14 protein-coding genes are annotated in these 13,096 nt (G+C 52.4%); 13 read left to right on the forward strand and 1 reads right to left on the reverse strand.

Annotated features, from left to right (window positions below):
• Positions 1 to 99: 99 nt before the first annotated feature.
• A complete protein-coding gene (locus J2X61_RS09035) occupies positions 100 to 1,200 on the forward strand; it encodes a chymotrypsin family serine protease (protein WP_310187470.1) in 1,101 nt (366 codons plus the stop codon).
• A 150-nt stretch (positions 1,201 to 1,350) separates the two neighbouring features.
• Positions 1,351 to 3,297, forward strand: a complete 1,947-nt coding sequence (locus tag J2X61_RS09040; protein ID WP_310187471.1) for a stalk domain-containing protein — start codon at positions 1,351 to 1,353, stop codon at positions 3,295 to 3,297.
• A gap of 68 nt (positions 3,298 to 3,365) precedes the next feature.
• Here the strand turns inward: J2X61_RS09040 and J2X61_RS09045 are convergent, their stop codons facing one another.
• On the reverse strand, positions 3,366 to 5,288 hold the full coding sequence (locus J2X61_RS09045; protein WP_274469395.1) for an FAD-dependent oxidoreductase: 1,923 nt from the start codon (positions 5,286 to 5,288) through the stop codon (positions 3,366 to 3,368).
• A 191-nt stretch (positions 5,289 to 5,479) separates the two neighbouring features.
• Between J2X61_RS09045 and rsgA the strand changes: the two genes are divergently transcribed.
• The 11 genes from rsgA (at position 5,480) to J2X61_RS09100 (ending at position 13,086) form a co-directional block, all read left to right on the forward strand.
• Complete coding sequence (gene rsgA, locus J2X61_RS09050) at positions 5,480 to 6,541, forward strand: ribosome small subunit-dependent GTPase A (protein WP_310187473.1); 1,062 nt, start codon at positions 5,480 to 5,482, stop codon at positions 6,539 to 6,541.
• Between the two features lie 66 nt (positions 6,542 to 6,607).
• Entirely contained in the window at positions 6,608 to 6,910 is a 303-nt protein-coding gene (locus J2X61_RS09055; protein ID WP_310187475.1) for a hypothetical protein, read from the forward strand.
• Positions 6,911 to 7,063: 153 nt separating this feature from the next.
• A complete protein-coding gene (locus J2X61_RS09060) occupies positions 7,064 to 7,414 on the forward strand; it encodes a histidine triad nucleotide-binding protein (RefSeq protein WP_274469392.1) in 351 nt (116 codons plus the stop codon).
• 114 nt (positions 7,415 to 7,528) lie between these two features.
• Positions 7,529 to 7,702 (forward strand): 30S ribosomal protein S21, encoded by a 174-nt coding sequence (rpsU, locus tag J2X61_RS09065; protein ID WP_029195880.1) that lies wholly within the window; start codon positions 7,529 to 7,531, stop codon positions 7,700 to 7,702.
• Between the two features lie 8 nt (positions 7,703 to 7,710).
• Positions 7,711 to 8,154, forward strand: coding sequence for a GatB/YqeY domain-containing protein (locus tag J2X61_RS09070; RefSeq protein WP_274469391.1), 444 nt, complete (start codon positions 7,711 to 7,713; stop codon positions 8,152 to 8,154).
• Positions 8,155 to 8,298: 144 nt separating this feature from the next.
• Complete coding sequence (locus J2X61_RS09075; RefSeq protein ID WP_310187480.1) at positions 8,299 to 8,982, forward strand: NfeD family protein; 684 nt, start codon at positions 8,299 to 8,301, stop codon at positions 8,980 to 8,982.
• Positions 8,972 to 9,961, forward strand: coding sequence for a flotillin-like protein FloA (floA, locus tag J2X61_RS09080; protein WP_274469389.1), 990 nt, complete (start codon positions 8,972 to 8,974; stop codon positions 9,959 to 9,961). Before J2X61_RS09075 ends, floA begins: the two co-directional genes overlap by 11 nt.
• Positions 9,962 to 9,980: 19 nt before the next feature.
• Positions 9,981 to 10,442, forward strand: a complete 462-nt coding sequence (locus J2X61_RS09085) for a hypothetical protein (protein WP_310187482.1) — start codon at positions 9,981 to 9,983, stop codon at positions 10,440 to 10,442.
• 162 nt (positions 10,443 to 10,604) lie between these two features.
• Positions 10,605 to 10,883: a sporulation protein YqfC gene (yqfC, locus tag J2X61_RS09090; RefSeq protein ID WP_274469387.1), complete on the forward strand. Its 279-nt coding sequence runs from the start codon at positions 10,605 to 10,607 to the stop codon at positions 10,881 to 10,883.
• 37 nt (positions 10,884 to 10,920) lie between these two features.
• Positions 10,921 to 12,114: a sporulation protein YqfD gene (gene yqfD / locus J2X61_RS09095; RefSeq protein ID WP_274469386.1), complete on the forward strand. Its 1,194-nt coding sequence runs from the start codon at positions 10,921 to 10,923 to the stop codon at positions 12,112 to 12,114.
• A 6-nt stretch (positions 12,115 to 12,120) separates the two neighbouring features.
• Entirely contained in the window at positions 12,121 to 13,086 is a 966-nt protein-coding gene (locus J2X61_RS09100; RefSeq protein ID WP_274469384.1) for a PhoH family protein, read from the forward strand.
• Positions 13,087 to 13,096 lie beyond the last annotated feature (10 nt).

Raw genomic sequence — 13,096 nt, forward strand, 5'->3', positions numbered from 1 at the left:
CTTTTTATATCCGGTAACCGCCTTGGTAGGTAAAGTCATCATGCCGATTCGTACAAGTTAGCATACACTGCTACATCTTTACGAAGAGGAGAATGGCGTATGGCTACATTTCATGAGGCGCTGAAACATAAGAACAGACTATCGCCTGTATTGTTGAAGCGTGCGGAGGTTGTCGCCGTCGGCGTCGGTTATGCGGATCCCGGCAAGCCTGCGCTTGGCGCTGGTGTTATCGTGTACACGCAGAAGAAGATCGTCCCCTCCAGTCTTACGAGCCTTAAGGGCGTTCTCGCCAAGTCCGGCGCGGGCATCCCGATTCGATTCGTTCCATCCGGAGGATTCAAGCTGCATGATGCGGCGCCTAATGCGAAAGCCGTCAGGCCCAAACTGTTCAGCTCCCGGGTTCGGCCTGTTCCGGGCGGTGTCAGCGTAGGCAAAGTGGACCCGTCCGCAACGGGATCAGGGGGCCTTATCGTCACTAGAGACAATCAGTTATATCTCTTGAGCAATAACCATGTACTTGTCAAAAACAACTCGAATGCCTTCGCTGCTGTCGTGCAGCCAGGTCCTTCGGACTCGGGAACGGCGGCGCGGGACACGATTGGACGGCTGTTTCGTTTTGTCAAATTAAACCCCTCCGGCACGAATTACGTGGATGCGGCGCTCGCCCTCCCGAGCTCGAACCGTCTGCTGAATCCGCGATACTTACTCCGCTCTTCAGGTCAGTTAGTCACGGTTCCCGGTCATTTGGCCAGCTACCCGGTAGGGTTGCAGTTGGTCAAAGGGGGGCGTACGACCGGATTCGTCAGAGGTACGGTTGAGTCGAATAACGCGGACGTACGGGTAACCTACGGCGGAAGCTTAGGTGTATTGACGTTTCGCAATCAGTCGATCATTCGCGGCAACGATGGGGCTGTCTCGCTGCCGGGCGATTCGGGGTCGGTTTGGCTGCGGGCCAGCGACCGCTTCGCGGCAGCGCTCAATTTCGCCGGTACAGGCGACGGAATGCGATCGATTGGCAATCCGATCGGCTATGTGATGTCGGCCTTTGGCGTCAGGACGGCGGTTCCGTTAGGCGGCGGGAAATTCCGCGCAGGCACGGTTACAGGCTTCGCGCCTCCGGGTAACCCGTCTTATGTGCGTGCGCTGACGAAAGCGCAGCGGGACAGCATTCGGGTGGAAACGGCCAAATCCAAGCCATAATAGCGTACCTGCAAGCTCCGCCTCTATACGAGACGGGGCTTTTTGGCGTACCGAAAATATTTTCGCCTCAAAATGCTACTTTCCGTACGCCTGTACGTATCAAGTATAAGCAAATCATTAGATAGAGAGATTGAAGGGAGTCATCGCAACTTGAATAAGACGAAGAAAACGATCGGTATTATGATGCTGGCCGCCGGCATTCTAGCGGCGAGCCTGGTTGGCACGCCGGCTCCCGCGCAGGCCGATATCATCTGGGATCACTGGCAGAAGGCGGAGGCGCTTAGCGCCAGCGGGGAACAAGAAGCGGCCGCAGTACATTGGAAATTCCTTGCGGATCACTATGCGAGCGCTGGGGAATGGGAGAATGCTGCACTATTTTGCGGGAAATTGGATGCTTATTATGACGCGATCGGCGATTACGATCAAGCCATTCATTATTATGAGCTGGAGAATGAATATTGGGTGAAAGCCGGGAGGGATTGGGGGGCTGTCAAGCTGCAGCGGGCAGATCAAATTCGCACGACCGTCGAGCTGTACCGCAAGGAAAGCGGCGAGGCTTCCGTACGTGAGCTCACGGTGCCTGCGAATGGCAAACTGGCGAAGTTCGAACCTGCCTACGGCACCTATTTGGGCATGTACGCCGAGCAGGATCCTAAGGTCGGGAACATGTTTACGAAGAATGAATCGGTCTACGGCAAGAAGCATGCGATTTATTTGGCCTATGCCCATTGGGGTCAAGGCTTCCCGGCGACCTATGCGAAGAGAGCCAAGGAGGCCGGCGGCGCGCTCCAAATCGCATGGGAGCCGGATGACGGCCTGGATCCCGTGACGGACGGCGACTATTTGCGCAAATGGGCGCGGGACGCGAAGGCTGCCGGCATCCCGATCTTCTTGCGCTTTGCCGGTGAAATGAACGGAGCCTGGGTCAAGTGGCACGGCAATCCTGCGCAGTATATCGCGAAATTCCGGATGCTGCATGATGTTTTCGCTGCCGAAGCGCCGAATGTCGCGATGGTGTGGAGTCCCGGAGACGTGCCGGCGAATGACATCGATCCGTATTACCCCGGCGACGCTTATGTCGATTGGGTTGGCGTCAGCCTGTATATCGAGCCTTATGAGAACGGGGATCCGTCTCTGCCGTCGATGCTCGCGACAAGCAATGTTGAGCGGCTGACGCGATTATACGACACCTATGCCGACCGCAAGCCGCTCATGCTAAGCGAGACCGGCGTACCGCATTACTCCTATGCGACAGGCGAAGATTTCACGGAATGGGCCAAGCTCAATCTGCAGCGGCTTTACGAAATCATGCCATATAAATATCCGAGACTGAAGGCGATCACGTACTTTAACGTGAACCAGCAGACGGATAATGCCAAGAATGATTATTCCTTGTCGAGTTCCTCCGAGATTCAGAGCTACTATGCCAAGCTGATCGCGAATCCTTACCTGCTGTCCAAAGTCGCCGATTCGGCTAAGCCTGCGGACAATGCCGGCTATGTGCCTGTCGATGCGGATCACCAATCGTTCACGAAGCGAACGAAGGTGGTTCCGTTCGTCAAAATCCCGGAAGTCTATATCGGGAAGGTCGAATATCTGCTGAACGGACGAGTTGTCGCATCCCAAACCGAACTGCCGTATGGCTTAGAGCTTCGCGCCGGGGAGGTGCCTGAGGGCTCCGTTCTGCAAATCCGCGTGTGGAACAAAGCGGGACAGGAAGTCGCGCTGCGCACGTTCGGCATCTCCTCTCAGGTATCCGTCGAGATCGACGGCAAGGAGCAGTCGTTCGAGCAAGCTCCCGCCATTGTCAATGGCTCGACACTGACTCCGCTGCGCGCGATATTTGAAGCGATGGGGGCATCGGTTGAGTACGAGGCCTCCAGCCGGACGGTGACGGCGAAGAAGGGGAGCACGACAGTGCGTCTGACACTGGACCAGAAGACCGTCTATGTGAACGGATCGGCCGTTCAGCTGGAAGAGCCTGCCCGCTTGATTAACGGCTACACGCTTGCGCCGGCGAGATTCGTCGGCGAGACGTTCGGCGGTCGAGTGAGTTGGGACGGAAGCAGCCGGACGGTCACGATTACAACCAAATAATGGCTGGCTTATATAAAAAAGCTGCTCCATCCTTTGACGCGAGAGTCAAGGGCGGAGCAGCTTTTCGTTTACACGCTTTGCAGAGCTTGCTGAACTTCTTGGATGACGGCTAGCGCCGCGGTGCGGGCACTGGAGAAGGCGCGTTCCGCCAACTCGCCTTTCCCTGTGCAGCCGTCGCCGCAGAAATAAAACGGCACGTTCTCTACGCGGGTCGGGAGCAGGCTGTTAGAGGCGATATTTTTTACGCTGGATACCATCGCTTTCTTCGACACCCTTTTGACGGCCGTTACGTCGCGCCAGCCTGGATAATGCTTGTCGAAGAGAGCTTCCATCTGCTTATTTTTGTTATCGAGATATGTTTTACGCTCTTCTTCATTATCGAAACGATCGCTCAAGTAAGCGATGCCTTGCAGCAGCTGTCCGCCTTCAGGCACTAGCGTATGGTCGGTAGCCGATACGTCGCTGATGAACAGCTTGTTGTCCATATCGCTGATGTAGCTGAACGGTCTGGCCACGACTTGGCTTAACCCGACGTCGTAAACCATTACTTCGGTTGCGGTATTGGATTCGTATGTCGCAAGGAACGGCTCCCATGCCGTGCCTTTCAACAGCTTGACGACTTGCTGTACAGGCATGGCGAAGATGACTTTATCGAATGCGGCTTCGCGGTTCTTCGTTTGCAGGACGAATTTACGGTCTGCATAGCGCAAGCTTTCCACGCCTTCTTGCAGCGCGATTTCCCATTTGCCGGATGCCGTAAGCTTCTCCTTGAGCTGGTTCGTAATAACGGCCCAACTGCCTAGAATATAGTTCACAGGCTTCGAAGAGAGAAACAAATTATGATAGTACTCGCTGATAACCGCACCGGATACGTTGCGGGCATCCTCCGGCGTGATGAAGAAGTTGGAACATACGAGATGCTCCCACAGCTCTTTGACATCCTCGTCGGCATTGGATTCAGCCAAGTAGTCGGCCAAGGTGGCGTAATTTTTCAAATTATGGATGTTCGCGATAATCGCGGCGATTTCACCGACGAACCGCACTTTCTGGGCGGTGCTGAGCAAATCGGTTTTGAGCAGGTTGATCGCGTCAAGCGGTGCTTGCGTCAGTTGGTTATGCTTGGCGTAAAACACTTTGCGCTTATCCACTTGCTTGGAGGAGAAGGACAGTCCCAATTCACGTTCCATATTCGTAATCGTATGGCGATCGATTCCGTAGATGGCATGCGCGCCATAGTTGAGTGTGAATCCCGCTTTCTCATACGTAAAAGCACGGCCGCCAAGCTGCGGGCTGCGCTCGAACAGAACGCCTTCGATATGCGGGTTCTCCGATAAATAGGCGGCCGCGGTTAAGCCGGCGAGACCTCCGCCGATAATTGCTACTTTCATTGTGTGTTCCTCCTTGGGGACTGGTTCTACTTGCAGAAGGGCATTAGGCTCGTCGGAACGTAGGCCCGCCCACATCCAAGCTAAGTTGTTTTTCATCATGGAGAGTAAATCGGCATGCTCTTGCGTACACCAAGTGCGTATGGTGCCCGTGTACATGCAAACGAGCAGTTCAACCTTCCTGGCTTCCGGCAGCCAGTGGAGCAAGCTCTCGGTGAGCACATTCAGCTGGCGCTGTTCTTCGGCTTTCACCGTATCATTTTGCAGTGATAAGGCTTGCAAGCTCCGAATCAACCGGGGGGAGACGCGAATGTTAGACGCCAAGTCTAAAAATAAGCGGTTGATGTGTCCTTCCAGGGACTGCACCTTGGACGGGGGCTGCTTCACCCATTCTTGGATCAGTTGGATTTGTTTGTTGTAAAGGTCGGCGATGATGGCATCTTTGCTTTTGAAATAATGGTAAAAAGTTCCCTTAGATGTCCGTGTTGCCGCGATAATGTCATCGACGGACACATTCTCATAGCCTTTGTCCATGAACATGGATAAGGCGACGTCCATCATGACATCGCGCTTTTTGCGGGTGGTCGCTCGCATGAATTGACTCATGGGCTCACTCCATTCCAACCATCGATTTACTCCTATTATATGCAAAATTAGACCGTTAGTCTACATACGAATTGACCGATGTATAAATTCCTTCGAAGGAAAAATTAATCTAAATGATAGTTTACCGTGTGAGGGCAATAACCTTAGTCTATACTTTTGATCAGAACCCCATGAGAGGATGAATTTAACACTTGAATAAAGAAGCATTAGGTTGGAATTCGCACTTTGAGAAAGCTTTCGAACCTTATCTTACCGAAGGGTACCGTGCGGGACGGGTGTCCTTGGAACATAAACATATGTATCGCGTTCTGACGGAGTCCGGCGAAGTGTTGGCTGAAGTTTCCGGCAAAATGCGCCACATGGCTCTTCACCGCGAAGATTATCCGGCGGTTGGCGATTGGGTTATCGTTGCGGTGCGGGAAGAAGAGCAGCGGGCGACGATTCATGCCATACTTCCGCGCCGAAGCAAGTTTTCCCGGAAAGTAGCCGGTCAAGTTACGGAAGAGCAGATCGTGGCGACGAACGTAGATACGGTCTTCTTGGTCACTGCGCTGAACCTGGATTTCAATATTCGCCGAATCGAGCGGTATTTGGTTCTGGCTTGGGAGAGCGGGGCTACCCCTGTCATCGTGCTGAGCAAAGCGGACCTGTGCTCGGATCCCGAAGCGTTGGCCGCCGAAGTCGCCGCGGTAGCCGTCGGCGTACCCGTCCATGTCATCAGCTCGGCGGAGAACAGAGGACTTGACGAGCTGGCCTCCTACATGGCGCCCGGCCGGACCATTGCGCTGCTCGGCTCCTCCGGCGTCGGCAAATCGACGCTTGTGAACCGCATCTACGGCAAGGAAATTCTCCAGACCGGCGACATCCGCGAAGGCGATGACAAAGGAAAGCATACGACGACACACCGCGAATTGATTGCGCTGCCGGATGGCGGTATTCTGATCGACACGCCGGGGATGCGTGAGCTTCAGTTATGGGACGCCTCCGAAGGCCTCAGCACATCGTTTCAGGATATCGAAGAGCTTGCGCAGAGCTGTTATTTCCAGGATTGCAAGCACGAGAATGAGCCCAAGTGCGCGGTGAAAAGCGCTTTGGCCGACGGAACGCTGCCGCAGGAACGATTTCACAACTACGTGAAATTGCAGAAGGAACTTGCCTATTTGGCCCGCAAAGAGGATGAAAGCCTCCAGCTTGCGGAGAAAGCCAAATGGAAGAAGATCCACCAGTCACTCAAAAACCAGCATAACCGATAATTTGCCACTTGCAGTAGCCTTTTGCCTACAGCTGAATATGCTGTAGAAAAAAGGAGGCAAAGGCCCATGAATCATCCTGAGAAGCATGAGATTTGTATCAATCATATGCATCGTTATGTCAGCGTTACGATGGATAACGGCGCCATGTACGACGGCATTGTCGAGCATGTCGACGGCGACCATCTATACTTAGCGGTACCGATCGGCGGTGCAGAACCGGAACAAATGCGCGCATTCGTGCCATTCGGCTCCCCTTTCCCGTTCTATGGTTTTCCGTATCCCGGTTACGTATTCGGCCGGCGGCGTTTCGCCAGACAGGTTCTGCCTTTAGCCGGGTTGCTGGCTTTATCCTTACTGCCCTATTATTAATAGAAAAATTCTTTTCTGACATCTCGGTGTTCTGAGATGTTTCTTTTATTTGTAACCGTTCCTTGTATAAGGATGGATTGGATTGGATTTTTTGTTTCGTTTCCGATAAAATTAAAAGATGAGAGTTTACGAAAGCGAGGGACAAGCCCAAGAATGAGTGATTGTATTTTTTGCAAAATTGTTGCGGGGGATCTCCCGTCCAAGAAAGTATATGAGGATGATCAGATCCTTGCTTTTCACGACATCCAACCGGCTGCGCCTGTGCACGTGCTTATTATCCCTAAGAAGCATATTGCATCGCTGGCTGACGCTCAGGCCGAAGATTGGCCGCTCATGGGTCAATTGCAAGCGGCTGCCGCGCAAATTGCTAGAGAACTAGAGGTTGAAGAGTCCGGTTACCGTGTAATCACGAATATTGGGGCCAACGCCGGGCAGATTGTTCACCATATCCATTATCATTTGATGGCAGGGGCCCGGTTGTCCCCGTTAGGCGTACATAATTAGGGGCAACTTTCAGGAAACGTAAGGATTCGATTGACACCCTAATTACTATCACCTATAATGAGATTTGATGAACCGTTTGATCCTAGATGGTCTGTTCGGAGGGAGGGAAATCTGTTGTCAGAAACTCGAGTTCGTAAGAACGAAACTATAGATGCTGCACTTCGTCGCTTTAAGCGTTCCATCGCAAAGGATGGCATTCTAGCAGAAGTTAAGAAACGTAAACATTATGACAAGCCTAGCGTTAAGCGTAAGCTTAAATCTGAGGCTGCTCGCAAGAGAAAGTTCTAGGAGGCAACATGAGCTTAAGCGATCGATTGAACGAAGATATGAAGCAAGCGATGAAAAGTCAGGACAAGTTCAAACTCTCTGTTATTCGTATGGTACGATCTACCATTAAGAATGCTGAGATTGAATTGAAAAGAGCTTTAGACGACAATGAAGTGCTTGACGTACTAACTCGTGAAATCAAACAGCGTAAGGATTCCCTCCAAGAATTTTCCAAGGCCGGCAGAGATGATCTGGCCGACAACCTGAAGGCTGAACTTACCATTCTAACTGAGTACATGCCGCAACAGCTTTCTGAGGAAGAAGTGAAAGCCATTGTACAGCAGACCATCCAGCAAATTGGTGCTTCTTCCAAAGCGGATATGGGCAAGGTCATGACGGCATTGATGCCTCAGGTCAAAGGACGCGCTGATGGCAAGCTTGTTAATCAGTTGGTCCAACAATTATTGGGATAATACTTAAATATGTTTGAATGAATAAGACTGAGCGGATCGCTATCCACTCGGTCTTTTTATTTTTTATTGACGTAGACGAAACAGATCGGGATGTCAGACGTACATATTAATGATAAGGCAGCAATAAGAAAGGAGTGAGTGACGATGCTTGCAGACAACTTATCAGCCTTTCTGACACATCCTGTAACAGCAACGGTTTTATTAATGGTTGGCATTATTGGCATAGCACTGGAACTTTTGTTTTTTAGCAGCGGTTTGCTTGCCTTGGCGGGCGTTGCGGGTTTTGCGCTTTATTTTCTTGGGTACTACTTGGCAGGCTTTGCCGGCTTTGGCGATCTGGCCGTGTTCGGTTTAGGCATCGTTCTTCTCGTCTTGGAACTGTTCGTTCCGAGCTTCGGCATCCTAAGCGTGTTAGGGGCAATCTGTTTGTTCGGCGGCGTGCTGATGGCCTCCTCGGATCCGGCGGAAGCCGCGGTTATGTTAGGAATTGCGCTGCTGGCGGCGATTATCGTCATCCTGTTCGCTATTCGCACCTTCAAGCACCGCGGCGTGTGGAACCGGTTCATCCTGAGGGAGCAACTGACGACTGACAAGGGCTTCACGTCCAACCCGGACCGTTCCCATCTCCTTAGGCTAACAGGCCGGTCTATAACCCCGCTGCGGCCGGCAGGAACGGCCCTGATTCAAGGGGAACGTGTGGACGTCGTTACGAACGGGAATTTTATCGCAGGGGATAAAGAAATTATCGTTGTCGAAGTGGAAGGAGCGCGCGTTGTCGTGCGTGAGACGGATGAGACGAACCTAGGAGGAATGTTGAATGACGATTGAACCTGGACTTTATTTGGTACTGCTGGCGGCGGTCATTATTGTTGCGCTGTCGATTCTGCTCAGCGTGGTACCCGTTATGCTGTGGATTTCGGCACTTGCTTCCGGCGTGCGCATCAGCATCATTACATTGATCGCCATGAGGCTTCGCCGCGTGACGCCGAGCCGCATTGTGAACCCGATGATTAAAGCGACGAAGGCGGGCCTTGATTTGAGCATCAATCAGTTGGAAAGCCATTTCCTTGCCGGCGGGAATGTGGATCGCGTCGTCAATGCGCTGATCGCCGCGCACCGGGCCAAAATTCATTTGGAGTTCGAGCGTGCGGCGGCAATTGATTTGGCGGGACGGGACGTTCTCCAGGCCGTTCAAATGAGCGTCAATCCGCGTGTCATCGAGACGCCTAATGTCTCTGCAGTGGCGAAGAACGGGATTGAGGTCAAAGTTATCGCGAGAGTGACGGTGCGGGCGAATATCGACCGCTTGGTCGGCGGCGCCGGGGAAGAGACGATAATCGCCCGTGTCGGCGAGGGGATTGTAACGACGGTAGGCTCCAGCGATTCCCACAAGGATGTGCTCGAGAATCCGGATCTGATTTCCCGCACCGTGCTGGGCAAAGGCTTGGATGCCGGGACGGCATTTGAGATTCTATCTATCGATATCGCCGATGTGGATGTCGGCAAGAACATCGGCGCACATCTGCAAACGGAGCAAGCGGAAGCCGATAAGCGCATCGCCCAGGCGAAAGCTGAGGAAAGACGGGCGATGGCGGTTGCGGCGGAGCAGGAGATGAAAGCGAAAGTCGTGGAAATGCGCGCGAAAGTTGTCGAATCGGAATCGCAAGTGCCGCTGGCGATGTCAGAAGCACTTCGGAACGGCAAAATCGGTGTGATGGATTACATGAATTTGAAGAATATCGATGCGGATACGCAGATGCGCTCTACGCTCGGCAAGCTGAACGACGGCAAGGGCGATAAAGAATGACCGCGGATGAGGTGATGGTTTGGAGCAGCTCATTGAATTTCTAGTCAAACACTGGTATCTCGTACTGATTGGACTAACCTTCTGGTACCAACTGCAAAATAAAGCCCGCCGCGCGGCGAATCGTAAGCCGTCGCCCAGAGGCGGCATGCCCGCGTTCGGGGGTGCGCCTGACCAAGACAGGAGGCCGCCAAGCCCCGGCAGGCAAGAGGTGGAAGCCGCCGCTCGCGATACGCGCTCCAAAGGCGTACAGGGCGATTACACGCGTTCCGGCGCACCGGTGGCACCGGATGCCCCTAAGCCGAAAGGATCCCCGTTCAGCAAGCCTGCCGCTTCGTTACATGACGCCTCGCCGGTATATGCGGGCGATCTGACGGGACCCGGGGCATTCCCGGAGTCGCCGAGCCGGGAGCAGCTGCTGCAAGGTGTGGTGTGGGCGGAAATATTAGGCCCTCCAAGGTCCAAAAAGCCTTATCGCAAATAAATATGAACAGAGGAAGCGTCACTTTTCGAGCGATCGAAAAGGGGCGCTTTTTGTTTTCCAGTTTTTTCTCATAAAACAAGGGTCATTCGCATAATTTGGTAGAAAGTCTATGCACTTTTTCTGCTGCTCTGATCATCCAGTTAGAGGGGGTACTGCCCAGCTATGCGTCGCTTGACCCGCAAATGGAACCAGTTCACGGCCAAAATCCTGGATTTGCCTCAGGATGTGGTTCAGGACTTGCCGCGAATTACGATGATCGGCAACGTACAGCTCTATGTAGAGAATCATCGGGGCGTGCTTCATTTTTCCAGTGAAAACCTCAAGCTTGAATTAACGAAAGGGACTCTTGAAGTGCTCGGGAAAAATTTGGTCATCCGGGCGATCCTTTCCGAAGAAGTCTTCATCGAAGGTTTGATCGACAATGTCAAATACATGCCATAGGACGTAATACGCTTCAATTGGAGGGGGAGGCTGTCTCATGCAGCAATCATTGTTCATTGCCCGTTTGCGCGGGTATGTGCGCATTCAGATACGGGGAAACGGGTGTGAAAGGTTAATCAATCCCATGATGGAGAATGAATTCTCCATATGGGATATTCAAGTTGCCGGCGACGGGAAGCTTGAATTGAATATATTGATTAAGGATTTCTTCAAGCTTCGGCCGCTGTTGAAGCGGACAGGCTGCAGAGTGCATGTCCAGGAAAGGCACGGGCTTCCTTTCTTCATGGAGCGATTGGGCCGGAGAAAGGTGTTCCTGAGCGGGATAGCAGGCTTCATCCTCGGCATTTATTTGCTGACCTCGTTGGTTTGGCAAGTCAGTGTAGAAGGCAACGACCGCATCTCGGAGGCGGAAATCCTGCAGGCTGCGGCCAAACAAGGGATTCATACTTACCAATGGAAGTTCAGGCTGAAAAAGGCGGAGGACTTATCGCGGGAAATTCAAAGCTTGCTGCCGGGCACAGCCTGGGTCGGCGTTGAAATTCGCGGCACGCATGTGACGATCAAAGTGGTCGAAGCGACGATTCCGGATAAAAAAGAGCTGATGAATCCGCGAAATCTGGTCGCAGCCAAGAATGCGCTGGTGACGGAAATTTTAGCGGATAAAGGCAGACCGATGGTGAAGCCGAACACATATGTCAAAAAAGGGGACGTGCTGATCTCAGGCACGATCGGGGACGAGCAGAACAGCCAGACGGTAGTCGCTAACGGAAAAGTCAAAGGTGTGGTATGGTACACATCCCGAATCGAAACGCCTCTTACGAAGTCGTACCGGGTATATACGGGTGAAACGCGGAATCGCAATTATCTTGTTTTCGGCACCCGCGCTCTTCAGGTTAGCGGCTATGGGAAGCTGGAGTATGCCAACTTTGAGACGATTCCGGAGCGTAAAACGCTTGCCTGGCGGTCTTGGGCGCTTCCTGTCGGATGGCTTCACGAGAAGGTCATGGAAGTCGAAATCGTAGAGGAGCCTATCGACCCGGCTGCGGCCAGAAAGATAGGTCTGGAGCAGGCCAGAGCGAAATTGTTGACGACTGTTGGCGGCGATGCGAGACTCGTAGGCGAAAAAATTTTGCATGAAAAATCAGAGAATGGTAAAATTTATATAGACGTGCATTTTGAAGTCGAAGAAAATATCGCCGAAGAGCAACCAATTGTCATACGAGGAGACTGAGACCTGTTGGTAGAAAACGCACAATCCGTAAAAATAACATTGAAAAATCCGGCAGAAGGACTTGCATTGTTCGGTCCTCGGGATAAGTTCCTGCATGTGATCGAACGGGAAATCGCTGCACAAATTTATACGCGTGAAGCCGAAATAACGATTCAAGGACCGGCTGCGGAAGTGAACTCGCTTCAGCAGCTTTTTGAGGTTTTGCTGCAGCTTATCCGCAACAATTACACGCTGACCGAGCGCGACGTCCTGTACGCCGTTGAGCTCGCGAAGCAGATGAAAGCCGATCAACTTCTGGATTTATTCAAAGGTGAAATCACGACGACACACCGCGGGAAGCCGATTCGCGTCAAAACGATCGGACAACGGAAATATGTCGAAACGATCAAGAAGAAGGATATCGTCTTCGGTATCGGACCAGCGGGAACGGGCAAAACGTATCTGGCTGTCGTCCTTGCGGTTACCCGTCTGAAAGAAGGCGCTGTCAAACGAATCGTTTTGACGCGTCCTGCTGTCGAAGCAGGGGAAAGTTTAGGGTTTTTGCCCGGCGATTTACAGGAAAAAGTTGACCCCTATTTGCGCCCATTGTATGATGCTCTTAATGACGTCTTAGGCCCAGAGCAGGTGGCGAAGTCGCTGGAGCGCGGATTGATCGAAATCGCTCCGCTCGCTTATATGCGGGGAAGAACCTTGGACGATTCATTCATTATTCTGGATGAAGCGCAAAATACGACGCCTGAACAAATGAAAATGTTTCTGACCCGCCTTGGCTTCGGTTCCAAAATGGTCATTACCGGGGATGTTACGCAGATCGATTTGCCTCGCGGCAAATCCTCCGGACTTGTAGAAGCGACTCGCATTCTAAGCGGCATCGAGGAGCTTGGCTTCATTTACTTTGATGAGCAGGACGTTGTCAGACACTCGCTGGTTCAGAAAATCATCGTTGCTTACAATGCTGAAAACGAAAAGTAACTGTGCTGGT

This window comes from Bacillus sp. 3255, from assembly GCF_031456485.1.
Taxonomy (GTDB): Bacteria; Bacillota; Bacilli; order Paenibacillales; family NBRC-103111; genus Paenibacillus_E.